This window comes from Polynucleobacter sp. AP-Feld-500C-C5, assembly GCF_018882265.1.
Classification (GTDB): Bacteria; Pseudomonadota; Gammaproteobacteria; order Burkholderiales; family Burkholderiaceae; genus Polynucleobacter.
The window spans coordinates 68,205-92,739 of the sequence record NZ_JACVOW010000023.1; the positions used below are offsets into that span (position 1 = coordinate 68,205).

The following is a 24,535-nucleotide window of genomic DNA, read 5'->3' on the forward strand; positions in this document are numbered from 1 at the left end:
AAAGAATAGCGTGAATAGGTAAGATGAGGAAATGATGAAAAAACCGAATCAGCAGGATGGCTTCATGAAGCACGAAAGAGAATCTATTTCTGTTAATAATGCTCAATATGGCGGCACTATTCTGGGCTTTGTTTTGGGTTTAGGCGCTGGTCTTGGGATTGCATTTTTTATTGCTTTCTACCTTTCTAAAAATACGCCTCAAGAAAGACCTGGCGTACGCGCGCCAAATTTACCAATGTTGATTAAGCCTGCCGCTCAAGCTGAGGGAGAGGCTGCTGCCCCCGCAGAGCAATTAGATTTGAATAAGCCACTACAAGGCAAAAGTCCTGCACCAGCTACCACTGATCCTATTGGCGATTTGGTAGGCGGTAAGAAGTCAGCGGAAGCTGCTGCTCAAGCAGCCGCAAAGAGCGATGCTATTTATTTCTTGCAGGTTGGTGCTTTTACAAAACGTGCAGATGCAGATGCGCAAAAAGCAAGCCTAGCTATTCAGGGTATCCAAACACAATTGAGCGAAGTTACTGCTGATGGAAATACTCTATGGCGTGTTCGCTCAGGGCCTTACAACAGTCCTGAAGAAAGTAATCCAGTGCGTGACAAGTTAAATACCTTAGGTATCAAACCCACTCTTATCAAAGCTAGCAAGTAAAGTAAACATGATGATCGCATTTAGCAAAAGATTATTTTTTGTATTCTCCTTTATCTTTTTGACTGGCCTTGCCATTGCGCAGGGACAAAAAATTGAAGAGGGATTTGAATATCGCGTTTTGCCTGTGCCTCAGCCAGTAGAAACCAAAGGCAAAGTTGAGGTCATTGAATTCTTTTGGTATGGCTGTCCCCATTGCTATGACTTTGAGCCTGATCTTAGTGCTTGGGTGAAGCGTCAACCAAAGGATGTGGTTTTCCGTAGAGTGCCAGTAGCGTTCCGCGATGATTTCTTACCACATAGCCAACTTTTCTATGCGCTTGAGGCGATGAGTAAAGGTAATGCCTTGAATGAGAAGGTGATGTATGCGATGCATAAGGAAAATAAACGTTTACTGACCGAGCCTGAAATTACAGATTGGGTTGCCTCACAAGGCGTTGATAGTAATACTTTCTTAGCCACCTATCGCTCCTTTGCTGTTGTGTCTAAGGCAAGAGCTGCCAAGCAATTGGCGGAGGCATATCGTATTGACGGTGTTCCTACGATTGTGATGCAGGGCAAGTACGTTACTTCACCATCTATAGCTGGGACTAAAGCTAAAGCAATTGCTGTGATGGATTATCTCGAAGAGAAAATTCGGAAAGATAAGTACAAGTAGTAATTCTCAAGCATTACAAGTACTCCTTCTTCTTGCTTAGATTTTAACGAAGCGCCGCATAATCCAGAAATAGAGTGGATAAGGCAGAATTCTTAAGAACTTTAAAAATCCTGAGAATCTCTTGGGGAAGTGAATATCAAATTCCCCTCTTTGGATGCCGCTTAAAATTTCTTTGGCAGCTTCTTCAGCCGTAATCAAGGCAGGCATTTCAAAATCATTTTGAGCAGTAGCCTCGGTTGCAACAAAACCCGGGGAGATCATATGAACACTGATACCTTGCGGTAGTAAATCGTAGTACAGAGTTTCACAGAAATTGATGATGCCGGCTTTACTAGGACCATAAGCTAATGCTTTAGGTAGGCCGCTATATCCTGCAACGCTACCAACAATGGCAATATGTCCGGAATGCGCCTTGAGCATTTCAGGTAGGACTAGTGCAACTGCCCTCATGGGTCCGAGGAGATTGGCCTCAATCGTTTGCTCTGCAATATTGATCTCAAAATCGTCTGCCCGTAAGGGCACATAGATGCCTGAGACAAATAGTAATAAATCTAATCCACCCCAAGTTTTAAGGAGAGTCTGATAGCCATGAGTGAGTTGATCACGATTGGTGACATCTAATGGAATGACTAAGGTTTGAGTAAGCTTTGCATGCTCTGCGATTGTATTTAAACGTTCTACTCTTCTGCTCGATAACGCAACTTTAGCGCCTTGATTGATGAAGGCTTTAGCGCATGCTTCGCCAATTCCGCTAGAGGCGCCAATGACCCAGATGCGCTTTCCTGCAAAATTTGCTATACCTGTTTGTTTCATGCTGTCAGCGCATCCGGAGATGTTGGGGCTTGCTGATGACTTAAAGTGAACTGCACAACATCAATATTGCGCTCTGAAAATCCTGCGGCACAATACATCAAATAGAAATTCCAAAGTCTGATGAATGCCTCATCAAAGCCTAGTTCGCGAACTTCTTGGAGTTTTTGGTTAAAACTGTCGCGCCAGAGGCAGAGTGTTTTGGCATAGTCAGATCCAAACGCAAATTCCGCCTCAATTTGAAGACCAGCCTTTTCTGCACTTGCTTTAAAGCTAGAGCGAGAAGGTAGCATTCCACCTGGAAAGACATATTGCTGAATAAAGTCAGTGTTGTGGCGATAGCGTTCAAATAATTCTTCAGCAATCACAATCGTTTGAATGCAGGCTTTACCGCCAGCCTTGAGGCATTTAGCAATCATCTGAAAGTATTCTGGCCAATGTTTTTCTCCAACAGCTTCAAACATTTCAACGGAAGCAATCCCATTGAATTTTTCTTGGCAGTCACGATAGTCTTGCAACCGAACTTCAAACGATTGGGCCTTATTTGCTTTTGCCTCTATCTTTGCCAAACGATTTTCAGCAAAGGCTTTTTGTTCAGTCGAAAGTGTCAGGCCAGTAATGGAGCGCTCACTTAATAATGCCTCCTCCATAATGCCACCCCAGCCACAGCCAATCTCTAATATATGATCTCCTGGTTTAGTCTTGAGTGATTCCAGAATCCGCCTGATCTTAGCGCGCTGCGCTTCAGCCAGTGTTTGCCTGTCGCTTTCTGAGAACCAGGCACTGGAGTAACTCATCGTTGGGTCTAACCACAGGCTATAAAAAGCATTCCCTAGATCGTAGTGTGCATGAATATTCTTGCGGCTACCAGCTTTGCTGTTATCACGAAGCCAGTGCTTAAAACGGTAGAGGATCGATCCAAGCCAGCTACCGTAAATTGCTTTTTCAAGAATGGTGCGATTACGAATAGCCAATTCCAAAATCGCTTGGAGATTAGAAGTGTTCCACTCGCCGCGGATATAGCTCTCTGCAAAGCCGATATCGCCATGTGACATCACTTGTTTGAAAACAGACCAATCATGAATTTGAATGTCAGCATTTAATGAATCTGTATGCTTACCAAATTCTCGTATTTCACCATCTGGCAAAGTCATTTTGAGATAGCCACTGCTGAGTCTGGACAAACTGGTCAGAAGTGCTTTGCTACTGAGATCTTTACTAGATGAGTTAATCGCGCGGTTTTGCGGGCGCGAAAAATTGAGTCGTGAGAGTAAGTTTTGTCCGGGGCGATTCATCTACTGACTTCAAATTCTGGTGGTTTAGGTTTTGAATGAAAAGGTACACCTTTAATCCATAATTTTAATGCTTGCCAGTGAATACGGAAAATGACTCCCAAGCTCATTAATGGGTAGCGTAAGAGCGCTAAATAAAGCGTGGATTTGCTAAGCAGGCGGCTTTTTCCGCTAATGCTGGTATTGATGAGGGGCAGGCCATCTTCGTGAAGTTCAATGCGGGCAACAGAGTGTTGCTTGGAATTGCTATCTTGAGCAAACAAGAACCGGAACCGATATTCACCACGGACTGCACAAAAAGGTGACACATGAAATACTTTTTTACTGGTGAGGGTCTCGCCGGATAGAAGCGGCTCTCCAGAATCTTTGTGTAATAAATAACAGTGACGCTCGCCAAAGGTATTATTTACTTCAGCCAATACTGCGTAAACTTTTCCATCTGCCTCGGAGCAGATCCAAAAGCTGACAGGGTTAAAAACATAGCCTAATACTCTAGGAAAAGTTTGTAACCAAATTTCCCCATCCTTATTCAGTAGATTGTTTTCTTGCAGAATATTTTCAATCCAGGCTAGACTGTCTTTGCCTCCAAGCCCATGGTCTTTATCGAAGAATGAACATAAACTTAGTTTGTTGTCGCCTAGACCACCATTGCTCAGAAGCTGAGGATTTTGTCTGCGAGCCCGCATCGGGATAGATACGGTAAATACACCATATCCAAAAGCATTCTTTGCCGGTCGAAGACGACTATGTTTTACATCTCCAAAGTTAATCTTTGCTTGATTCATTTAGCGTGCATCTTGTTTTGGGATGACATTGAGAGCCGGGCGGATGCTTTCAATTAAAGCTTCTGCGACTAGTTCGCCAGAGCGCAGACCATCTTCATGGAAGCCAAAGCCAGTCCATGCCCCGCAATACCAAATAGATGAGTTACCTTGAATGAGTGGCAACTCTTTCTGTGCTTGAATAGCGCCCATGTCAAATATTGGATGTGAATAATGAATTTCTTGATGTACCAGTTTTGGATCTGGTTCTGAGGAGGGGTTAAGACTCACAATAATTTGGGTATTGTTGAGTTTTGCAGGTAAAGGCTGTAAGCGATTAATGAGGTAATTGACGCTAACGTGCTGCTTCGAGCTTGGTGCTGCACCAGACTTTGCTGTGTAGTTCCATGCAGCCCAGCAACGCTTTGCTTCCGGCAAGAAATTGGTATCCGTGTGTAAAATCGCACGATTTTTTTGATAGGGAATGGCGGCTAAGATATTTCTGGCTTGTTGCTCAATCCCATGCACAAGCTCTAAGGCTTGATCGCTATGACAGGCCATCACTACTTCGTCAAACCAGGCTGAGCCTGCAGAACTAATCACTTCAACTTGGGCGCTTTCATCTTGGCTTGTGTTGACGCGCAATACAGAATCACGCTTAATCGCGACCTGATTTTTTTCTAAGGCACTGACTAAGCGCTTTACGTATTCTCGGGATCCGCCTTGAATGGTGAGCCATTGCGGCCGATTTTGAATTTGCAGTAAACCGTGATTGTGACAAAAACGGATCATCGTCTGGATTGGAAATTCCAGCATTTGCTCCACAGAGCAAGACCAGATTGCACCAATCATAGGCAGGAAATAATTCTCTCTAAAGCTGTGACTAAAGCGATTTCGGTTTAGGAAATTAGCAATCGTTTCATCTGGCTGAGTATGATGATGACCCGCAGCAATCTGTTCATGAGCAAGCCGAGTTGCCATGCGATTAAAACGCAGAATGTCATAAGCCATACGCCAAAATGACAGAGATAGTAAGTTAGAGCGTTGTCCAAAAAATGAATTGATGTCATTGCCAGCCCACTCTATCTTTCGATGCGCAGGATTTTTTTCAGAAACATCAATCGACACAGAAAAAGACATTTCAGAAGGGGCAACTGGAGCCTGGATTTCCTCGAACAGTCTAACTAGTCTGGGGTAAGTCTTGCGGTTAAATACTAGAAAGCCAGTATCAACACCGTGCGCAACACTTTCACCAGCGATATTGCAAGTAAAGTCAACGGTATTGCTGTGACCACCAATATGATCCCCGCCTTCGTATATTGTCAGTTCAATATCTGGGTTCTGTCTTAATGCATATGCACACCCAAGTCCAGAGATTCCAGCGCCAACAATCGCAATTCTTTTTTTGCTCACTGAACTTTTTCCTCTAGGAGTTTTTCTATTTGATTGGTGATACTGCTACTAGTGGGCTTGGTCATACTTCCAAAAGAATCAATCACGTTGCCATTACGGTCTATTAAATATTTATAGAAATTCCATTTTGGCGTTGTGCCTGTTTTGGCAATTAACATTTTGAAGAGGGGGTTCGGGTTACTTCCAGAAACATTACTCTTGGCAAACATCGGGAACTTCACATCGTAAGTATTTTTACAAAAGTCAGCAATTTCTTTGTTACTGCCTGGTTCTTGTTGGCCAAAGTCATTCGATGGAAAGCCCAGCACAACAAAACCTCGATCTTTATATTTAGCGTAAATTTTTTCGAGACCTTCATACTGGCTCGTAAATCCGCAAAAACTTGCTGTATTGACCGCCAGGATGACCTTGCCTTGATATTGGCAAAGACTTTGCGGTGCTTCGTCTTGGAGACGGAGGAAAGTGTGCGAAAGCAGGGGGCTGCAATTAGGGGCGGCATTTGCAATCTCGATTCCAGAAATGGAGAAAAAGAGTACGAAAAGCCAACCAGCCACTTTATTGAGTCTCTTGCGGTTCATATTGTCACTTTATTTTTCTGCTTTTGAGTGCCCAAGTTTAAGACATTCTGGGTAATATCGCAGCTTAGTTTGTAATGCCATTAATATTGCGTTATGAGCTCTTTGCCCCCACCTTCATTTGAGTCTAAAGTTTGCCCAGCCGAGCAACTTGAGGCACGAATTGCTAAATTGCCCAGACCCCTAGTATTTACCAACGGTGTATTTGATATCTTGCATCGTGGCCATGCGAGTTACCTTTCTCAAGCCCGTTCTCTAGGGGCAAGTCTTGTAGTTGGCGTGAATTCAGATGCTTCGGTAAAAATGCTGGGTAAAGGTGACGATAGACCTATTAATTCTGAATCTGATCGGCAAGCTTTATTAGCTGCTCTTGAAAGTGTTGATATGGCCGTGCTATTTACCGAGCAAACCCCAGTAAATCTAATTGAGAAAATTCGTCCTGATATTTATGTCAAGGGAGGCGATTATGAGATTGATACTTTGGCTGAAACTCAGCTTGTCAAAACGTGGGGTGGCAAAGCCATTGCCATTCCATTTTTGTATGAGCGCTCTACAACCAGTTTGCTAGGCAAAATTCGCTCTTAATGATTTTGTAAAAGCCAACTCCAAATACCTCGCAGTACTAGCCCCTCACTGGTTTCTATATTTAATGTATTCAGTTTGCTAAATTGCTTCATTTCAGTTGCTAATATTTTTGCGTTACCACCATCAAGCCAAATTTTTTCAACGGGTTGATTCATTTGTTTTGCAAGCTCGATCGCACACTGGATGGCACCAATTTGCGCGGCATTACATCCGCTAATAATGGCCTCATTCGTGGATAAACCAAAACCATGTTGAGACTCTACTGGAGTTGCTAGTGGTAGTTGTGCCGTATTTTCTTCTAAACTCTTGCGCATGACTTCAAGGCCCGGCAGAATCCAGCCGCCATAATGCACGCCGTTAGAACCAAGTAAATCAATGGTTGTGGCAGTGCCTGCGTTGATGATTAAGGCATTTGTTTTTGATAGTGCACGCGCTGCGATGACGGCGGCCCAGCGGTCAGCCCCTAGTTTGCTGGGGTCTTGATATAGGGTGCGAATGCCATCAACAGTACTATCACCCATGAGTTGCTTCCATTCAACATCTTGCCACTGTGGAAAGAGTGACTTGAGGTGCTCGATAGCTTCTTGCCCTGCGACGCAACTAAATGCAATGGTACTAGGTTTAGGTAAAGTTTTAGAAATGTAATCAGCCAACTCCGCTCTATGCTCTGCGGATTGCAGTGACTTACTGCTAATAGCTCCAGAGTAGGCCCACAATTTTTTCTGTTGATCAGAAGGATTTTGAGCAGACTCAACTGCTGCCCACTTTAAGCGCGTATTACCGATATCAAATAATAAATACAGACTCATGATTGCACTCTCAGTGATACGTCACCAGCATAAATAGCAATCGTTTTATCTTCCTGCTCAAGCAAAAGAGCGCCATTCATATCAACCCCTTTTGCGATACCGTAACTAGGATCTTTACTGGCGCCTGAAATAGAGACTTTCTGATCTGTAAAAGCATCCCAGTGAAGCCATTCTTGTTGATAGGCAGCAAAACCTAGTTGATCAAATTTTTTGAAATGCTCCTCGAATGACTCTAGTAGCGTTAGCCAAAGATATTCGACATCAGGGAGTTTGCTTCCCTGTGGAAGTAACTCTTCTAAGGAGCTGACTTTTATCCCGTTTTGCAGATCTTTTTCGATTGCATTAGCACTGCATAAATTAATGCCAACACCGACGATCATCCAGCTTGGATCCCCAACTTGGGCTTGTCCACCTTCAACTAGAATTCCGGCTAGCTTTGCGCCGTTTAGCAATAAATCGTTAGGCCATTTGAGGCGCAATCCTGCTTGGTGAAGATCGAATGGATCAAGTTGATATGCGCGAGCAATGCCTTTAATGACGGCAATACCAACTAATAGACTAAGACCGGTTAGTTCTGTAGGGCTGCGATGAAAGGGGAAGGCCATTGAGAAGCAAAGGGAGTCCTCTGGGTTAGAGAGCCACGCGCGTCCCGCCCTTCCTTTGCCAGCAGTCTGTATGTGGGCAATACGAGCTACAGGATCTATCAGCGCGCCAGCACGCCAGCGCTCCAAGAGATCATCATTTGTTGATTTAGTCTCGATAACACGTTCAAGGATGCAATTAGCGGTCATTTCGCCATTGTAGAAAGGTCTGACCTAGAATTGTGGAATGGATGTAAATGATCAGCGCCCCCGCAAACTAATATGGCCTCTACAAGCGATGCCGCTGGCTCGCGCAATGAGTCTTGCTTATGCATTACTGATTCTCTATGTCAGCCTAAATCCATTTGATTTTGACTTTCAGAATGGGATTGCTACATGGGCCTGGCTAGATGCCCCTTTACCGCGCTTCATCACGCTTTTTGATGTTTCAGTGAACATCTTGGCCTATATTCCTTTTGGATTTTTACTAGTCTTTTCGGCATATCCTCGCTGGCGAAATTTTGTTGCTTTAGGAATGGCTATTAGCTTAAGTGCTCTATTGGCCCTGAGTGTTGAAACTCTACAAACTTGGGTTCCAACGCGTATTCCAAGCTTGATGGATTGGTGGGCCAATGTGTTTGGAGGTTTATTGGGCGGTTTATTGGCTATTCCTTTGGGACCCGAGTGGCTATCTGGAACTGCCATCCGGCGCAAGTTTGGTCAATGGTTCGGTGTGAATTGGGCGATATGTGCTCTTTTTCTGCTATTTCCATGGTCGCAGATTTATCCCCAAAGCTCATGGCTTGGCGTAGGACTTTGGGGACACGTCATTTTTGGCCCTGTTGATTGGGGTACGACAGTCATTAATCAAGTCATTCAAGAAACCCTCATTACTGGTTTTTGTTGGTTTGGCGTTGCGCTTTTGCTTTCTTCGGGGATGCGCCTCAAGGCGCCACAATGGCATATCCTTAACGGCTTACTGGGTCTTACGGTGTTGCTAAAAATTCTGTTTACAGCGCTTCAGTTTGGTTGGGAGTTCAGCTTCATTTGGCTGACAGCAGGCGCCTTTTGGGGAATGTTATTGGCAATAGTTGCACTACGTTGGGCTTTGCGTTTGAAGTTAATAACAAAGCAATTGTTAGCAATATTTTGTTTGATAGGTATTACGGTCGCCATTAATGTAATGCCTGATAACCCCTATTTCATCCTGACTCTCAGGCATTGGAACCAGGGACGACTATTGCACTTTAATGAGTTAATGCAATGGGTTTCAGTGATATGGTTACCACTAGCCTCTGTTTGGATGATTCGCAACCTAGTAGACCTGAAATCAAAGTATTGATGAATATAATTTTCTGATGAGCTTTTCACACCACCTATTTTTTTGTTTGAATCAACGCAGTAATGGGGAAGATTGTTGCGATCGGCATAATGCCTTTGCGCTATTTGAATACGCCAAGAACCGGGTCAAAGAGCTGGGGCTAGCTGGACCCGGAAAGATTCGTGTGAATAAAGCAGGATGTTTGGATCGTTGTGCTGATGGACCAGTGATGGTCGTCTATCCAGAGGGTGTTTGGTATACCTTGGTAGATAAAGAAGATGTAGAAGAAATTATCCAATCCCATTTAATCAATGGCCTTCCAGTAGAGCGCTTGCAGCTAGCGTAGCGCTTTTGAGCAATTTGTAGTTTTTAGTTATTGTTGAAAGTTTTCTTCATGAATAGCCGTACAAAAGTAATTCATATAGATGGCATCGTGGGCGCGATAGAAATGTCCATCGATCTTCCTGATGAATTAAAAAATGATCCATCATTTGCAGTACGTGGACTCGCCTTAGTTGCGCATCCGCATCCTCTGTTGGGCGGCACTATGGACAACAAAGTTGCACAAACAATGGCCCGTGCATTTAATCAATTGGGATATGTCAGTGTGCGTCCAAACTTTCGGGGTGTTGGGGGTACTGCAGGTGTTCACGATCATGGTGTAGGAGAACTAGAAGATTTACTGCATGTCACTGAGTGGATGCAAATCCCATCTAGTTGGTCTCAATTTGAAGGGACAGTACATCAACCTTGGGTCAATGCGGCCAATACTTTGCCGCTGGTGGTTTCAGGGTTCTCGTTCGGCAGTTTTGTGGGCAGTCATTTGGTGCAAAGGCTTGCTGAGCTTGGGCGTCCTGCCGAGCGTTTAGTAATGGTGGGAAGTGCTGCTGGTAAGTGGACATTGGCTCCGGTGCCCGCTGATACCATTCTGATTCATGGTGAGCTGGACGAAACTATTCTCTTGAAAAATGTCTTTGATTGGGCACTTCCGCAAGAGTTAACAGTGCAAGTAGTGCCTGGCGCAGACCATTTCTTTCATCGTAGACTGCATTGCATTCGCAACATCATTACAAGCGCCTGGCTAGGTATGCCAGACCATCGCAAGAGTTGATTGGAACAATAGGAAATTGAGTTAATAAAATTATGGCCGAAGAAAAATCACTCATTGAATATCCCTCTCTTTTTCCGATTAAGGTGATGGGAAAAAATATTCCTGAGTACCTGCCCGCAATCATTCATATTGCTAAACAGTTTGATCCAATATTGGATGAGAGTAAGGTGGAGCAAAGACCATCGAAGGATGGAAATTATCTTGGCATTACTCTGCCGATTACCGCAACCAGTCGTGAGCAACTTGACGAGCTTTATCGAACGCTTTCAACTCATCCATTGGTGAGTATTGTTCTCTAACTAGCGCTCATGACGGCTTTAGTAAAACATCTTGGTTTGGCTGATTACGCAAAAACATATGAGGCAATGCGCGCTTTTACTAAGGATCGCGATTCTAGTACTCCAGATGAGATTTGGATCTTGGAGCATCCGCCAGTATTTACTTTAGGTTTGGCTGGCGATGCTGGTAACTTGCACTCCCCAAGCAATCAAATCCCGCTGGTGCAAGTAGATCGTGGCGGGGAGATTACTTACCATGGGCCTGGTCAGATCGTTGTGTACTTATTGCTCGACCTGAAGCGTCTTGGAATATTTGTAAAAGAGTTGGTCTCGCGTATTGAGCAGTCCCTAATTGATACCCTGGGAGATTTTGGAATACAGGCTGAAAGAAAACCAGGCGCACCAGGGATCTATATTTCTCAGCAGGCTGGAGTTTCGCCAGAATGGTTTGGGGCAAAAGTGGCAGCTCTTGGACTCAAGGTCTCTAAAAGCTGCTCCTATCATGGCTTAGCGCTGAATGTAGCAACTGATTTAGATGCTTTTGGGCGCATCCACCCTTGTGGTTATGAGGGCTTAAGGACAGTAGACATGCAAACCCTTGGGATCAAGGACAATATGGATTCAATTAGCCAAAAGCTTTTGAGCCATTTGCAAAAGCAACTAATACCATCATGACTGTTAACAAGACCGATACTAAGCAATCTATTGAAGGGCGACAAGACCTTCAGTATGACGCTACGCGTAAGCAAAAATCGAGTGAGAAGACTGCACGCATTCCAATCAAGATTGTGCCTCTTCAGGAAGTTCTCAAAAAGCCAGATTGGATTCGGGTAAAGGCTGCATCAGGCAACTCACGTTTTGCGGAGATAAAAAAGATTCTGCGTGAAAACGAATTAGTAACTGTTTGTGAAGAAGCCAGCTGCCCCAATATTGGTGAATGCTTTGGTAAGGGTACGGCGACATTCATGATCATGGGCGATAAGTGCACGCGACGTTGCCCGTTTTGTGATGTAGGTCACGGCAGACCAGATCCGCTAGATCAGAAAGAGCCGGCTAACTTGGCTCGCACAATTGCAGCGTTGAAATTAAATTATGTCGTGATTACTAGCGTTGATCGCGATGACTTGCGTGATGGTGGGGCGATGCATTATGTCGATTGCATTTCACAATCACGCGGCCTGTCTCCAAATACGCGTATTGAAGTATTGGTGCCCGATTTCCGTGGTCGCCTGGACAAGGCGCTTGATATTTTTGCAGAGCATGCACCCAATGGTTTGCCTGATGTCATGAACCACAACCTAGAAACGGTTCCCCGTTTATACAAACAAGCGCGACCAGGGGCCGACTATTTGCATTCACTGAAGTTATTGAAAGACTTTAAAGAACGCTTTCCTAAGATCCCAACAAAGAGTGGTTTGATGGTTGGGTTGGGAGAGACTGACGAAGAGATTTTAGAGGTCATGCAGGATATGCGTGAGCACGATATTGATATGCTCACTATCGGTCAATATCTTGCGCCTTCAGGTCATCATCTGCCTGTTCAACGTTATGTTCACCCTGATGTATTTAAGATGTTTGAAGAGAGGGCTTATGCAATGGGCTTCTCGCATGCCGCAGTTGGTGTAATGGTGCGCTCTAGTTATCATGCAGATCAACAGGCGCATGGAGCGGGCGTTGTTTAAAAGTGTTTTAAGAGCTTGTGTAGTTTTAGCAGCCTGTATTTTAGCAGCCTGCAGTCCTAAGCTTAATTGGCGCACAGTCCAATCTCCTGAGCAGCGATATACAGCTCTCTTTCCGGGTAAGCCAGACAAACTTGAGCGACTCATCCCCTATCAAGATCAAGAATTCAAACAAACGCTTGAGGCAGTAAAAATCGATGATGATATTTATTCCATCAGTTCGCTTCAGGTACCATCCAATCAATCAGATTCAGCTCAGAAAATCATTGATCAATTACACAGTAATTTATTGGAGCGAGCAAAAGCATCGGGCGGTACTGTTTTGACAGAAGATGTTTTCTATCAAGCTGGCAGTCATCAGCGATTGCCTATTAAAGATTATTTCATTGCGTTTAGCTCAAACAGTAAAGCTCAACAAACTATGAGAGTGCGCTGGATAGTGCGTTCAGTTGAGGGTGGTGGAGTTTGGATATATCAAGTATCTGTATTGCATGCAAATGCAGATAGCAGCGATGCAAAAGTAGCTTTATCTAAAGAAGAGTACGCAAACTTTTTTAATGAGTTTCATCCAGAGTGAAACTGTAGAGCGAAAAATGAAAGTGGATTAATTTTTTTCTAGTGCGGCAACTTTTGCTTCAAGTGCTTCTAGTTTTTCCCTGGTCTTTGCAAGTACTTTGCTTTGTAACTCGAATTCTTCACGAGTCACGAGATCCATTTTCTGAAAACCTTGATTCATCATTGCACGCACATTCTTTTCAATTTCTTGAGCTGGTGAATTACGAATGGCATCACCCACTTTATTTTGCATATCGTTAGCAATGCGTTGGATTTGCTCGAGGATTTCGCCAGGTTTTTGCATGATGGGTTTTTCAGTTGGGTTAAGAGTTGCATAAAACACACACATTCTTATTTTATGTTGGATGGCTAAAAATAGGCGAAAAGGCTTAAAACAGCCCAAAAAGGCCAAAATTCACATATATGGGGCAAGATTAAGCACCGAAAAAGTGCAGGTGCCTTATTAGGGGGATTTATGACAAATCCATGAATACCCAAAAGATCATAGTTTCTTCATGCATTAAGCATCCAACCCATTTTTTATTACAACCAGTAAGGAGCATTAGATGAAAACTTTACACAAGACTGCAATCTCTGCGGTCGCAGCAGGCTTATTAAGCGGTTTGGCTTACACGCCAGCATTTGCGGCTGATGAGCCAGAAGCAAGCCCGATCACTGCAAACCTAACCGTAGTAAATGACTATCGTTATCGTGGTATCAGTCAGTCAAACTTCAAGCCAGCCATTCAAGGTGGTTTTGACTATGCACATGAGAGCGGATTCTACATTGGTAACTGGAACAGTTCGATTAGCTGGATTAGTGACGCAATGAACAATCCATATTTGTCATCTAGCAACGCCGTTTCATCCTCAATAGAAATGGACTTCTATGCAGGCGTTAAGAAAGAATTTATCGGAGAAGGATTTGCATCTGATTTTGGCGTATTGCAGTACTACTACCCAACATCAGGAATTCCAAATGGGTATGTAAATCCAAATACTACTGAGTTGTATGCTGCGCAAAACTTTACCTTTGGTTCCGTTACCGGTTTTGCTAAATTCTCATACGCTGTAACAGATACATTTGGAAACTACAACAGTAAGGGTTCTTACTATCCAGACTTGACCCTTAACTACGATACTGGAATATGGGGTCTTACAGCCAATGCACACGTTGGATATCAGTACATTGCTGGCACCTATGGCCCTACTGATTCAAGGGCAAATACTAATTTATATAGCTATAAAGACTGGAAGGCTGGTTTTACTAAGGACTTTGGTGGTGGTTTAAGCGCTGCAATTGCTTATGTAGGTACAAACGCTAAAACTAGATATAACGGAGTTCCTGGTACATATTTGAGCCCTCAGGGTAAAGACCTTGGTCGTTCTGGCGGATTAATTTCCCTAACAAAAACTTTCTAATTTCCACCTCTGAACGGAGCAATATATGAAATTAATTACCGCAATCATCAAGCCCTTCAAGCTTGACGAAGTGCGCGAAGCTCTCTCGGAAGTGGGAGTTTCGGGCATCACCGTCACTGAAGTTAAAGGCTTTGGTCGTCAAAAGGGTCACACCGAGTTGTATCGCGGTGCCGAGTATGTTGTTGACTTTTTGCCTAAGGTAAAAATTGAAGCTGCTGTTGAAGATGGCATCTTGGAGCGTGCGATTGAAGCAATTGAAAAATCAGCACGTACTGGCAAGATTGGTGATGGCAAGATTTTTGTCTCTCCAGTCGAGCACGTCATTCGTATTCGTACCGGTGAAACCGGTGCGTCAGCACTTTAAAGAGAGGTTCAAAATGTTAACTTGGATGAAACGACTCATTGCTGGTGGTGCTATGGCCTTGGCTATTGGTGCTACTGGTGTAATGGTGACTTTGCCAGCGCATGCTGATGAAGTTAAAAAACCAGCAGTGACTGCTCCTGCCGCAACTCCAGCAGCTGCAGAACCTGCGCCCGTTCTTTGTTCCGAAAAGTGCAACAAAGCTGATTCCGCATGGATGATGGTATGTACAGCTTTAGTGTTGTTAATGACACTTCCTGGCTTGGCTTTGTTCTACGGTGGTTTAACACGTAGTAAGAATATCTTGTCTATCTGTATGCAATGCTTCATGGTGTTTTCGTTGATTACAGTGCTCTGGTCTATTTATGGCTACAGCTTTGCATTCACGGAAGGCGGGGCATTTGTTGGCGGACTTGATCGTTTGTTCTTGGGTGGGATGACTCCGGACTCAGTAGCGGCAACCTTTAGTAAAGGCGTTGTCATTCCTGAATTTATATTCATGGCCTTCCAAGCAGTGTTTGCAACGATTACTTGCTGCTTGATCATCGGCTCTTTTGCTGAGCGCGCTAAGTTCTCTGCAATCTTGGTCTTCATGGTCCTTTGGTTCACATTTAGCTACTTGCCAATCGCTCACATGGTTTGGTTCTGGCCTGGCCCTGATGACATCAAAGATGCTGCATCACTCGAAGCCATTACAGCTCGCGCTGGTTGGTTGTGGCAAAAAGGTGTTCTCGACTTTGCTGGCGGTACTGTTGTGCACATCAACGCTGCGGTTGCTGGTTTAGTTGGTTCCTTTTTGATCGGTAAGCGTTTGGGTTATGGCAAAGAAGCAATGAAGCCACATAACTTAGTTTATGTAATGACTGGCGCTGCACTCTTGTGGTTTGGCTGGTTTGGTTTCAATGCAGGTTCAGCACTCGAAGCAAACGGTAGCGCAGCATTGGCTTTCGTTAATACTTATTTAGCTACCGCTGCTGCAGTATTGGGTTGGTCTGTTGCTGAGTGGGTTCTCAAAGGTAAGCCTTCTATGTTGGGCGCTGCTTCTGGCTGCGTAGCTGGCTTGGTTGCAATTACTCCTGCCGCTGGTTTTGCTGGCCCAATGGGTTCTATCGCAATTGGCTTGTTCGCCGGCGTAGTTTGCCTCTGGGGAGTTACTGGTCTGAAGAAGATTTTGGGATCAGACGATAGCTTGGACGTATTTGGAGTTCACGGCGTAGGCGGTATTTCCGGTGCATTGTTGACTGGTGTATTCGCTGATCCAGCATTGGGCGGCTCTGGTATTTGGGACTATGTTGCTAATGCTGTTGCTCCTGACTATTCCATTGCTAGCCAATTATGGATTCAAGCTCAAGGCGTGATCACTACTGTAATTTGGTCTGGCGTTGTTTCTTATATTGCCTTCAAATTGATCGATATCGTGATCGGTTTGCGTGTCAAGGAAGAAGAAGAGCGCGAAGGCTTGGATATCAGCTCACATGGTGAGACTGCATACGAGTCTTAATTAGTAGATTTACCCCTCACTGGGCGGCTTTTTTGGCAGCCTAGTTTTAAGCGCGGGATCCTCGAATCCCGCGTCTTTCTTTTAATAATCTTACAATGGTGGAATGGTTCCACATCTCATCACTGCCCTAAGCGGCCCTTTGCTCGAATTAGAGTCAAAGGTGTTAGAAGCTACCCCAACGATTGAGCGCTGGTTTAGGCTGGAATGGCAGGAACATACCCCGCCATTCTACTGTTCAGTAGATTTAAGAAATTCTGGTTTCAAGCTGGCCCCAGTTGATACCAACCTATTTCCTGGTGGATTTAACAATCTCTCTCCACAGATGTTGCCCTTGGCTGTACAGGCAGCAATGGCTGCGATTGAGAAGATTTGTCCAGAAGCCAAAAATTTATTACTCATTCCTGAGCGCCATACCCGCAATACCTTCTATTTGCAGAATATTGCGCGCTTGTCTTCGATCTTGCGTCAGGCTGGACTCAACGTTCGCCTGGGTACTTTTTCTGAAGAGATTAAGAAGCCAACTTGGATTGAGTTACCCGATGGCAATCGTTTGTTGATGGAGCCTCTAGCGCGCTTAGGATTAAAAAAACAGCGCTTAGGCTTAAAAGATTTTGACCCCTGCTCTATTTTGCTCAATAACGATTTATCGGCTGGTATTCCACCGATTCTGGAAAACATCCACGAGCAATACCTATTACCTGGACTGCATGCAGGTTGGCACATCCGTCGTAAGTCAAATCATTTTGCTGCTTATGAAGAAGTAGCCAAGAAGTTTGCTAAGGTTGTTGATATCGATCCTTGGATGATTAATCCCTACTTTACGAGTTGCTCGAATGTCAATTTCCATGAACGTAAAGGTGAAGAGGAATTACAAACCGCAGTGGAGCAAGTGCTGAAAAAGACTGCCAAGAAATACCGTGAATATGGCATTAAAGAAAAACCTTATGTCGTAGTAAAGGCTGATGCTGGCACTTATGGAATGGGTGTGATGGTAGTGAACGATCCCACTCAACTCAAGGGGCTGAACCGCAAAGATCGCAATAAGATGAGTGTTGTCAAAGAGGGTCTTGAGGTAAGTGATGTCTTAATTCAAGAGGGTGTTTATACCTTTGAGAAGGTGAACGAGGCAGTTGCAGAGCCTGTGGTGTACATGATTGATCGCTACGTGATTGGTGGCTTCTATCGTGTGCATACCGATCGTGGCCCAGATGAAAATCTCAATGCCCCCGGAATGCATTTTGTACCATTAGCATTCGAGCAAAACTCCATGCCAGATCTTGCTGCTAAGCCTGGCAGCGCAGCTCCGAATCGCTTTTACCTCTATGGTGTTGTCGCCCGCTTAGCATTACTGGCGGCTTCGCTTGAGCTTGAGAGAACCGATCCAGATATGGAAGCAGCATAAATCAATGCTGAGAACTTAATAGAAGAATATGGATCTTTTATTTATTGCTGACCCTCTCGAATCTTTCAAGATTAAAAAAGACTCCACTTTAGCGATGATGCGGGTTGCTCAAGAAGCTGGTCATCGTTTGTGGTTCTGTCAGAGCCGCAATATTTTGTGGAAAGACAATCTCGTTGTGGCCGACTGTCAGTCGCTCATGATTAAGCCTAGCTCTACATCTTGGTTTGAGTTGGGTGAGATTGAATCAAAGGCACTCAATACATTCTCTGCGGTACAAATGAGAACTGACCCACCGTTTGATATTGAGTATCTCAATGCAACGTGGCTTTTATCTGCCGCTAAGAAGCAGGGCACAAGAGTGTTGAATGATCCTACTGCAGTACGCGATCACTCCGAGAAACTTTCTATCACTGAATTTCCTGAGCTGATTCCACCAACGCTGGTGACTCGCGAACTGAGCGCGGTGGAAGAGTTTCATCAAGTGCATAGCGATATCGTCATTAAGCCACTGGATGGGATGGGTGGCATGGGCGTCTTTCGGGTGGGGCCTGATGGTTTGAACCTCGCCAGTATTGTTGAAACATTAGGCGAGAATGGCGCCAGAACTCTGATGATTCAACGTTTCTTGCCTGAGATCGCTGATGGTGACAAGCGCGTCCTGTTGATTGGTGGCGAGGTTGTGCCGTTTTCGTTGGCTCGCATTCCTCAGGGTAAAGAGATTCGTGGCAACTTAGCAGCAGGGGGCAAAGGTGTGGCAATGCCTTTGAGTGATGTCGAAAAGCAAATCGCTGAAAAACTTGCTCCCATCCTCAATCAACGCGGTTTATTCTTAGTTGGCTTGGATTTAATTGGCGGCTATTTGACGGAGATCAATGTTACTAGCCCAACGTGTTTTGTTGAAATTACTGATCAAAGTGGTTTTGATGTTCCACAGCTTTGGTTAAAGGCTCTAGAGAGGACATTGTCATAACATGACTGGAATCGTAATCGTTGCCCATACTCCTGTTGCAAGTGCAATGCTGAGTTTTGCAGAGCATACTTTTGGTGTTGTACCAGAGCGTGTAAGGGCGGTGGATATACCCCCTTATGAAGACACTAAGGTGAGTTTTGATCGGTTGCTAAAGGCTGCTTACGGTGTGAATACTGGTAATGGTGTTCTCATCCTGACAGATGTGATGGGTGCAACCCCAGCGAATGTTGCATCCAAACTAGAAAGTTTGGGCCCATTATCGGGATTGAATACCCCAGTGATTGTATTGGCGGGATTAAATCTGCCAATGCTCATGCGCTGCATATCTCATCGCGGCGAAGGCCTAGAAGAGTTGGCCAAAAAAGCCTTAGCTGGCGGGCAGAATGGAATATTACGTCTTGGTATAAAAGTAGATCAAGCATAAAGGGAGCAGGGTTGAATGCCAGTTGCTGAAATTGAGATTATTAATAAGTTGGGACTCCATGCGAGAGCATCGGCAAAGTTGTCTCAATTGGCCGCCCATTTCCCTTGCGAAATATTCCTGTCACGCAATGGACGTCAGATTAATGCCAAGAGCATCATGGGTGTCATGATGTTGGCAGCAGGTATTGGAAGTACGGTCACACTTGAAACGGTAGGCGATAAAGCAGATGAGGCTATGGAAGCGCTGACAGCATTAATCAATGACCGCTTTGGAGAGGGCGAATAATAATGACGTTCGCGCTGCACGGCATTCCAGTATCAAAAGGCATTGCCATTGGTAAGGCGGTACTGATTTCGCGAGCAGCTTTAGAGGTTAGTCATTATTTAGTTGAGCCTGGCAAAGAAGACGCTGAAGCTCAAAAATTATTAGATGCATTTGATCAAGTACGTTTAGAGCTAGCTCAGTTGCGCTTGGGATTGCCCAAGGATGCTCCGCAAGAGATGGCGGCATTCTTGGATGTGCACAGCATGATCCTGGCTGATCCAGCGTTGGCCGAGAAACCTATCAAGCTCATTCGCACTCAGCGCTTAAATGCTGCTTGGGCTTTGACTACAGAGTTAAATGATCTTTTAGAGCAATTTGCTGAGATTGAAGACCCTTATTTAAAAGAGCGCGCAAATGATATTCGTCAGGTGGCTGAGCGTGTGATTAAGGCGCTTAATGCACAGAAAGACGCGCTCAACGAATCTGATTTCTTGCCATCGAGTGAGGTTGGAGTCGAATCCATTATTGTTGCTCACGATATTGCGCCACATGATATGTTGCGCTTCAAAGAGCATGCCTTTACTGGTTTTGTTACTGATTTAGGCGGCAAAACATCACATACCGCTATTGTTGCGCGAAGTATGGAAATTCCGGCAGTAGTCGGTGTGCGCCATGCTAGTGAAATGATTCGCCATGGCGATTGGCTGATTTTGGATGGCGAGCAGGGCGTAGTAGTAGTTGCTCCTGATGAACACTTATTAGCTGAATATCGCAAACTCCAAACTCAGGTATTAAAAGAGGCTCGTAAGCTTCAGCAACTAAAACATGCCAAAACAGAAACGCTTGATCGAGTAGATATTGAGCTCTTTGCTAATATTGAGTTGCCCGAAGATGCTGTACAAGCCGTAAAACTAGGTGCTGTTGGTGTTGGTCTATTCCGCTCCGAGTTCTTATTTATGGATCGCAAGCAAGCATTGCCAGATGAGGAACAGCAATATCAAGAATATCGCCGTGTGGTTGATTTAATGCATGGCTTGCCTATCAATATTAGAACCATTGACGTAGGTGCAGATAAAGCACTAGGTGCAGGCGGCACTGATGTATCGCAAACGGGCACATCACCATTGGGTTTACGGGCGATTCGTTGGTCACTAACAGAGCCAGAAATTTTCTTGACACAGCTTAGGGCTATTTTGCGAGCATCTGCTCATGGTCAGGCACGCATCATGATTCCGATGCTCGCGCATGCAAAAGAAATCGATGAAACTTTTCGCTTGATCGAAAAAGCAAAGCAACAATTATTGCAACGTGGACAGCCTTTCAATCCGAATATTCAAGTTGGCGCCATGATTGAAATTCCGGCTGCTGCTCTCGTCTTGCCTTTGTTTATTAATCGTTTTGATTTCTTATCCATCGGAACAAACGATTTAATTCAGTACACCTTAGCAATTGATCGTGCAGACCATGCAGTGGCACATTTGTATGATCCCCTGCATCCAGCCATTTTGTATTTATTGGCAAATATTATTGAGCAGGCAAAGCGTGCCAATGTACCGATTGCAGTCTGTGGTGAGATGGCTGGTGATCCTACCTTAACCAAGCTATTGCTCGCAATGGGATTAACAGATTTCTCGATGCATTTCAGTCAACTGCTACTAGTAAAGCGTGAGATTCTGCAAGCTAACGTAGGGATGTTGAAGTCCCGATTACCTAGAGTACTGAAGGCTTATGAGCCAGAGGCTCAAGCAAAAGCTTTAGAGCGTTTAATAGCTTAGGCTTTAGTGGTTTTTGCTGCAGACTGGACAGTCAGCGTTGCGTGTAATACGAATCTGATCTACCTGAGTAGTGCGCGCGTTCCAAAGCAACATCCGCCCTATGAGGGGCTCTCCAAATTGAATTAATACTTGCAAAGCTTGTGCTGCTTGAATGGTGCCAATAATGCCGACAAGTGGTGAGAAGATGCCCATCGTGGCACAACTCACCTCTTCAAATGTTTCTTCGGGTGAGAAGATGCAGGCATAGCAGGGAGATTGTTTATCGCGGGGATCAAATACTGAGACTTGACCATCAAAGCGTAATGCAGATCCTGAAACTAAAGGTTTTTGGTGTTGAACGCAACTGGAATTAATGAGATGTCGGGTTGAGAAATTATCTGTGCAATCTAAAACAATGTCTACGCTCGGTAGAAGCTCATCCAATAAGGATAAATTCGCTTTTGATTGAATGGTTTCAACTTGAATGCCTGGATTGAGTTGTTGCAAGAATTGCTTGCCTGAGACAACTTTACTTTTACCCACCATGGCTTCTGTATGCATAATTTGGCGTTGTAGATTAGTCAGCTCAACATCATCATGATCTACGAGGGTGATATGCCCTACCCCGGCAGCCGCAAGATAGGGGGCAGCTGCGCTACCTAGGCCGCCAGCACCAATCACCAACACATGTGCATTTAAGAGCTTCTCTTGCCCTTCAACGTCAATATCTTCAAGCAGTAAATGCCTGGAGTAGCGAAGTAGCTGCGCATCATTCATTAACAGACCTAAAAAGAATTACTCAAGCTTGGAAGAAGAGCGCTTCACCGGTTGCCCATTAATAAACGCAAGGGCTTGACTGAGCATGAAGTCATCCGCGCTACCAAGCTCAGGAGGCTTCTTATTTTTTTCTTTCTCTTTTTCCTCAGACGTTTTCTTGGCATTTTTCTCTTCAATGCGCTGTAACTCTTCGAGACGGCGTTGTTCCCGATCTTTAATCAGCTTATCTTCTGCAGATTGTTTGTTGCGGAGGTGTTTTTCACTATCAATCTCACGGGTAATCAATACATCATCTGGATCGCCATCTTTATTTTGATCTACGGGGATGTCAGGCTTGATACCATAAGCCTGAATAGATTTGCCACTAGGTGTGTAGTAATACGCAGTGGTGATCTTCAGAGCTGAGTCATTGGTCAGTGGGCGAACGGTTTGCACTGAGCCCTTACCAAAGGTAGTTTTTCCAATAATCGTTGCACGTTTGTAGTCTTGCAAAGCGCCCGCAACAATCTCAGATGCCGAAGCTGAATAGGCGTTGACTAAAACGACCATCGGAAGTTTCTTGAAGATTTCAGGTACACCTGCCAATGGATCACCGGGCTCACTCAGGCGATACATCGCTGGCGTCGCATTAAATACTTGCTTGGAGTCAGCTGCTTGACCTTTGGTTGAAACAATAACCGCATCGGCTGGAAGAAAGGCTGCCGCTACACCGACTGCACCTTGCAATAAACCACCGCCATTGTTGCGAAGGTCAAGAATGATGCCTTTGAGTTTTGGATCTTGATTGGCAAGATCAGTTAATTTTTTTGCTAGATCAGGAACGGTGCGTTCTTGAAAGCTTGTAACCCGAACCCAGGCAATATCGTTATCCAAAATTTTGGCTTTGACAGATTGCACCTTAATTTCTGCGCGGGTAATGGTGACTGGAAAGCTACGTTCTTCACTCTTGCGATATACAGTCAGGGTAATTTTTGTACCAGGTGTGCCACGCATAGTGCGTACCGCTTTATCAAGAGACATACCACGCACAGGCTTATCATCGAGTCGGGTAATTAAGTCTCCTGCTTGCAGGCCTGCACGGGCAGCAGGACTATCTTCAATGGGATTGAGCACTTTAACAACACCATCTTCTGAAGTAATTTCAATTCCTAAACCAGCAAACTTCCCAGAAGTTTGTTCCTGCATTTCAGAAAAATCTTTTTTATCCAAGAAAGTGGAGTGAGGATCTAGGCTGCTTACCATTCCTTTGACAGCATCCGTTAACAGTTGCTTGTCTTCAATCGGCTCCACATACTCCCGTTTGATTTGCGCAAATACATTAGAAAGTGTGCGGAGTTCATCTAAGGGCAGCTGCGTGCCTTGTTGGGCTGTTGCAGAGAGCTGGATAGTGGCAGCTACACCTGCGATCAGGCCAACCGTAATGAGAGCAAAGTTTTTAAGAAATTGACGCATGTCTTGTATTAGTCCAAGTAGAAATGTTGAATTGGTTTGAGGTTGTCATCTAGCTCATAAACCAGTGGAATGCCGTTGGGTACATTGACTTCCATGATGGCCTCATCGGACATCTCGTCAATATACTTAATTAAAGAGCGAATGCTATTACCGTGAGCTACTAACAATACGCGCTTATTTGCTTTGAGGGCTGGAGCGATAGATTCATTCCAAAGTGGTAATACACGCTCAACATTGTCCTTCAGACACTCGCCAAGCGGAATATCAGCGGCATTTAATTTTGAGTAACGCCCATCATTTTTGAGATTACGCTCATCATGTGCTTCAAGCAAGGGTGGGCGAACATCATAGGACCGACGCCAAATATGGACTTGTTCATCGCCATACTTGGCGGCAGTTTCTGCTTTATTGAGACCAGTCAGAGCACCATAATGACGCTCATTTAAGCGCCAGCTATGCACTACTGGGATCCACATCAGATCCATGGCGTCCTGAATGTGCCACAGTGTTCGTATAGCGCGCCTTAAAACCGAGGTATAGGCAATGTCGAATTCATAGCCTGCTTTTTTGAGACTTTGCCCCGCAGCTAGGGCCTGTTCTGCGCCTTTTGGGGTTAAGTCAACGTCAGCCCAGCCAGTGAAGCGGTTTTCAAGGTTCCAGGCGGATTCGCCGTGACGAATAAGGACAAGTTGTTTCATAGAGCCATTCTATAATCCGGTGATGAACTTTCTCACGCAAATTGATAATTTAGCGCTGATTGCCCTCTTGCTGGTTTCGGGCGCAGCGCTCTTCTTACCTACATTATCTACGCTTATTAGCGGAAAAGGCTTGTCGCCTACTGAGGCGACGATTTGGATAAACCGCCGCAAAGCCCATGTTTTGGACTTGCGCACCGAAGAAGCATTTAAAGCGGGTCATTTACCAGGCGCAAAGCTAGCCAGCATGGCTAATCTGATTGGTGCGATTGAAACCTTGAAATTGGATCGTAAACGTCCCTTGGTATTGGTTTGCGATAACGGTAGCCAGTCACGCAAAGTCTTGGCACAAGTACAAAAGCTCGAATTTGTTGAGGTTGGCGTTTTAGAGGGTGGTGTTCAAGCCTGGAAAACTGCCGCTCTCCCATTGGTTAAGTAAG

The 24,535-nt window shown here is 44.7% G+C and carries 30 protein-coding genes; 19 read left to right on the plus strand and 11 right to left on the minus strand.

Annotation, left to right across the window (positions count from 1 at the left end; genetic code table 11):
- Positions 1-31: 31 nt before the first annotated feature.
- Together ICN21_RS08060 and ICN21_RS08065 are read left to right on the plus strand one after the other, a co-directional pair.
- Positions 32-649: an SPOR domain-containing protein gene (locus tag ICN21_RS08060; RefSeq protein WP_216178043.1), complete on the plus strand. Its 618-nt coding sequence runs from the start codon at positions 32-34 to the stop codon at positions 647-649.
- A 10-nt stretch (positions 650-659) separates the two neighbouring features.
- Positions 660-1,304, plus strand: coding sequence for a thiol:disulfide interchange protein DsbA/DsbL (locus tag ICN21_RS08065; RefSeq protein ID WP_216178153.1), 645 nt, complete (start codon positions 660-662; stop codon positions 1,302-1,304).
- Positions 1,305-1,340: 36 nt separating this feature from the next.
- Here the strand turns inward: ICN21_RS08065 and ICN21_RS08070 are convergent, their stop codons facing one another.
- The 5 genes from ICN21_RS08070 to ICN21_RS08090 are packed head-to-tail and all read right to left on the minus strand — an operon-like array spanning position 1,341 to position 6,158.
- Entirely contained in the window at positions 1,341-2,117 is a 777-nt protein-coding gene (locus ICN21_RS08070) for an SDR family oxidoreductase (RefSeq protein WP_216178044.1), read from the minus strand.
- Positions 2,114-3,409 carry a cyclopropane-fatty-acyl-phospholipid synthase family protein gene (locus tag ICN21_RS08075; protein WP_216178045.1) on the minus strand — a complete coding sequence of 432 codons (1,296 nt, stop codon included), beginning with the start codon at positions 3,407-3,409 and terminating at the stop codon, positions 2,114-2,116. The genes ICN21_RS08070 and ICN21_RS08075 overlap by 4 nt, the downstream gene beginning before the upstream one ends.
- Positions 3,406-4,191, minus strand: a complete 786-nt coding sequence (locus tag ICN21_RS08080; protein WP_216178046.1) for a DUF1365 domain-containing protein — start codon at positions 4,189-4,191, stop codon at positions 3,406-3,408. Before ICN21_RS08080 ends, ICN21_RS08075 begins: the two co-directional genes overlap by 4 nt.
- Complete coding sequence (locus tag ICN21_RS08085; protein ID WP_216178047.1) at positions 4,192-5,580, minus strand: FAD-dependent oxidoreductase; 1,389 nt, start codon at positions 5,578-5,580, stop codon at positions 4,192-4,194. It abuts the gene before it with no gap.
- Positions 5,577-6,158 (minus strand): glutathione peroxidase, encoded by a 582-nt coding sequence (locus ICN21_RS08090; protein ID WP_215319194.1) that lies wholly within the window; start codon positions 6,156-6,158, stop codon positions 5,577-5,579. The genes ICN21_RS08085 and ICN21_RS08090 overlap by 4 nt, the downstream gene beginning before the upstream one ends.
- 93 nt (positions 6,159-6,251) lie before the next feature.
- On the opposite strand from ICN21_RS08090, the gene rfaE2 reads away from it, so the two are divergent.
- Positions 6,252-6,740 (plus strand): D-glycero-beta-D-manno-heptose 1-phosphate adenylyltransferase, encoded by a 489-nt coding sequence (rfaE2, locus tag ICN21_RS08095; protein WP_215319192.1) that lies wholly within the window; start codon positions 6,252-6,254, stop codon positions 6,738-6,740.
- Here the strand turns inward: rfaE2 and ICN21_RS08100 are convergent.
- Both ICN21_RS08100 and ICN21_RS08105 read right to left on the minus strand, forming a co-directional pair.
- Positions 6,737-7,549 carry a type III pantothenate kinase gene (locus ICN21_RS08100; protein ID WP_216178048.1) on the minus strand — a complete coding sequence of 271 codons (813 nt, stop codon included), beginning with the start codon at positions 7,547-7,549 and terminating at the stop codon, positions 6,737-6,739. The genes rfaE2 and ICN21_RS08100 overlap by 4 nt on opposite strands.
- Positions 7,546-8,340: a biotin--[acetyl-CoA-carboxylase] ligase gene (locus ICN21_RS08105; protein WP_216178049.1), complete on the minus strand. Its 795-nt coding sequence runs from the start codon at positions 8,338-8,340 to the stop codon at positions 7,546-7,548. Before ICN21_RS08105 ends, ICN21_RS08100 begins: the two co-directional genes overlap by 4 nt.
- Before the next feature lie 37 nt (positions 8,341-8,377).
- On the opposite strand from ICN21_RS08105, the gene ICN21_RS08110 reads away from it, so the two are divergent.
- From ICN21_RS08110 to ICN21_RS08140, 7 genes are read left to right on the plus strand one after another with little or no spacing between them, the layout of a single operon-like run.
- Entirely contained in the window at positions 8,378-9,472 is a 1,095-nt protein-coding gene (locus tag ICN21_RS08110; protein WP_216178050.1) for a VanZ family protein, read from the plus strand.
- 16 nt (positions 9,473-9,488) lie between these two features.
- Positions 9,489-9,797, plus strand: coding sequence for a ferredoxin (locus ICN21_RS08115; protein WP_216178051.1), 309 nt, complete (start codon positions 9,489-9,491; stop codon positions 9,795-9,797).
- A 48-nt stretch (positions 9,798-9,845) separates the two neighbouring features.
- On the plus strand, positions 9,846-10,562 hold the full coding sequence (locus ICN21_RS08120; RefSeq protein ID WP_216178052.1) for an alpha/beta hydrolase: 717 nt from the start codon (positions 9,846-9,848) through the stop codon (positions 10,560-10,562).
- A 32-nt stretch (positions 10,563-10,594) separates the two neighbouring features.
- Entirely contained in the window at positions 10,595-10,861 is a 267-nt protein-coding gene (locus tag ICN21_RS08125; protein ID WP_216178053.1) for a YbeD family protein, read from the plus strand.
- 9 nt (positions 10,862-10,870) lie between these two features.
- Positions 10,871-11,515, plus strand: coding sequence for a lipoyl(octanoyl) transferase LipB (lipB, locus tag ICN21_RS08130; RefSeq protein ID WP_216178054.1), 645 nt, complete (start codon positions 10,871-10,873; stop codon positions 11,513-11,515).
- Entirely contained in the window at positions 11,512-12,522 is a 1,011-nt protein-coding gene (lipA, locus tag ICN21_RS08135; protein WP_216178055.1) for a lipoyl synthase, read from the plus strand. Before lipB ends, lipA begins: the two co-directional genes overlap by 4 nt.
- On the plus strand, positions 12,515-13,096 hold the full coding sequence (locus ICN21_RS08140) for a hypothetical protein (protein ID WP_216178056.1): 582 nt from the start codon (positions 12,515-12,517) through the stop codon (positions 13,094-13,096). Before lipA ends, ICN21_RS08140 begins: the two co-directional genes overlap by 8 nt.
- Before the next feature lie 27 nt (positions 13,097-13,123).
- Here the strand turns inward: ICN21_RS08140 and ICN21_RS08145 are convergent, their stop codons facing one another.
- Positions 13,124-13,378 (minus strand): accessory factor UbiK family protein, encoded by a 255-nt coding sequence (locus ICN21_RS08145; RefSeq protein ID WP_215319168.1) that lies wholly within the window; start codon positions 13,376-13,378, stop codon positions 13,124-13,126.
- Between the two features lie 262 nt (positions 13,379-13,640).
- On the opposite strand from ICN21_RS08145, the gene ICN21_RS08150 reads away from it, so the two are divergent.
- From ICN21_RS08150 to ptsP, 8 genes are all read left to right on the plus strand, one after another.
- Entirely contained in the window at positions 13,641-14,495 is an 855-nt protein-coding gene (locus ICN21_RS08150) for a TorF family putative porin (protein WP_216178057.1), read from the plus strand.
- A 25-nt stretch (positions 14,496-14,520) separates the two neighbouring features.
- On the plus strand, positions 14,521-14,859 hold the full coding sequence (locus tag ICN21_RS08155; protein ID WP_011903792.1) for a P-II family nitrogen regulator: 339 nt from the start codon (positions 14,521-14,523) through the stop codon (positions 14,857-14,859).
- Between the two features lie 13 nt (positions 14,860-14,872).
- A complete protein-coding gene (locus ICN21_RS08160; protein ID WP_216178058.1) occupies positions 14,873-16,357 on the plus strand; it encodes an ammonium transporter in 1,485 nt (494 codons plus the stop codon).
- 103 nt (positions 16,358-16,460) lie between these two features.
- Complete coding sequence (gene gshA, locus ICN21_RS08165) at positions 16,461-17,759, plus strand: glutamate--cysteine ligase (protein ID WP_216178059.1); 1,299 nt, start codon at positions 16,461-16,463, stop codon at positions 17,757-17,759.
- A 28-nt stretch (positions 17,760-17,787) separates the two neighbouring features.
- On the plus strand, positions 17,788-18,729 hold the full coding sequence (gshB, locus tag ICN21_RS08170; protein WP_216178060.1) for a glutathione synthase: 942 nt from the start codon (positions 17,788-17,790) through the stop codon (positions 18,727-18,729).
- Between the two features lies 1 nt (position 18,730).
- A complete protein-coding gene (locus ICN21_RS08175; RefSeq protein ID WP_215295939.1) occupies positions 18,731-19,153 on the plus strand; it encodes a PTS sugar transporter subunit IIA in 423 nt (140 codons plus the stop codon).
- A 15-nt stretch (positions 19,154-19,168) separates the two neighbouring features.
- Complete coding sequence (locus tag ICN21_RS08180; RefSeq protein WP_216178061.1) at positions 19,169-19,438, plus strand: HPr family phosphocarrier protein; 270 nt, start codon at positions 19,169-19,171, stop codon at positions 19,436-19,438.
- A 2-nt stretch (positions 19,439-19,440) separates the two neighbouring features.
- The gene (gene ptsP / locus ICN21_RS08185; protein ID WP_216178062.1) at positions 19,441-21,192 is read left to right on the plus strand and encodes a phosphoenolpyruvate--protein phosphotransferase; all 1,752 of its coding nucleotides are present in this window, start codon (positions 19,441-19,443) and stop codon (positions 21,190-21,192) included.
- Between the two features lie 3 nt (positions 21,193-21,195).
- On the opposite strand, the gene ICN21_RS08190 is transcribed toward ptsP, so the two are convergent.
- The 3 genes from ICN21_RS08190 to gpmA are packed head-to-tail and all read right to left on the minus strand — an operon-like array spanning position 21,196 to position 24,098.
- The gene (locus ICN21_RS08190) at positions 21,196-21,948 is read right to left on the minus strand and encodes a HesA/MoeB/ThiF family protein (RefSeq protein WP_216178063.1); all 753 of its coding nucleotides are present in this window, start codon (positions 21,946-21,948) and stop codon (positions 21,196-21,198) included.
- A gap of 18 nt (positions 21,949-21,966) precedes the next feature.
- Positions 21,967-23,400 carry a S41 family peptidase gene (locus ICN21_RS08195; RefSeq protein ID WP_216127063.1) on the minus strand — a complete coding sequence of 478 codons (1,434 nt, stop codon included), beginning with the start codon at positions 23,398-23,400 and terminating at the stop codon, positions 21,967-21,969.
- An 8-nt stretch (positions 23,401-23,408) separates the two neighbouring features.
- On the minus strand, positions 23,409-24,098 hold the full coding sequence (gene gpmA / locus ICN21_RS08200; protein WP_215319148.1) for a 2,3-diphosphoglycerate-dependent phosphoglycerate mutase: 690 nt from the start codon (positions 24,096-24,098) through the stop codon (positions 23,409-23,411).
- A 22-nt stretch (positions 24,099-24,120) separates the two neighbouring features.
- Here gpmA and ICN21_RS08205 point away from each other — a divergent pair, with 22 nt between their 5' ends.
- The gene (locus tag ICN21_RS08205) at positions 24,121-24,534 is read left to right on the plus strand and encodes a rhodanese-like domain-containing protein (protein ID WP_216178064.1); all 414 of its coding nucleotides are present in this window, start codon (positions 24,121-24,123) and stop codon (positions 24,532-24,534) included.
- Position 24,535: the final 1 nt, after the last annotated feature.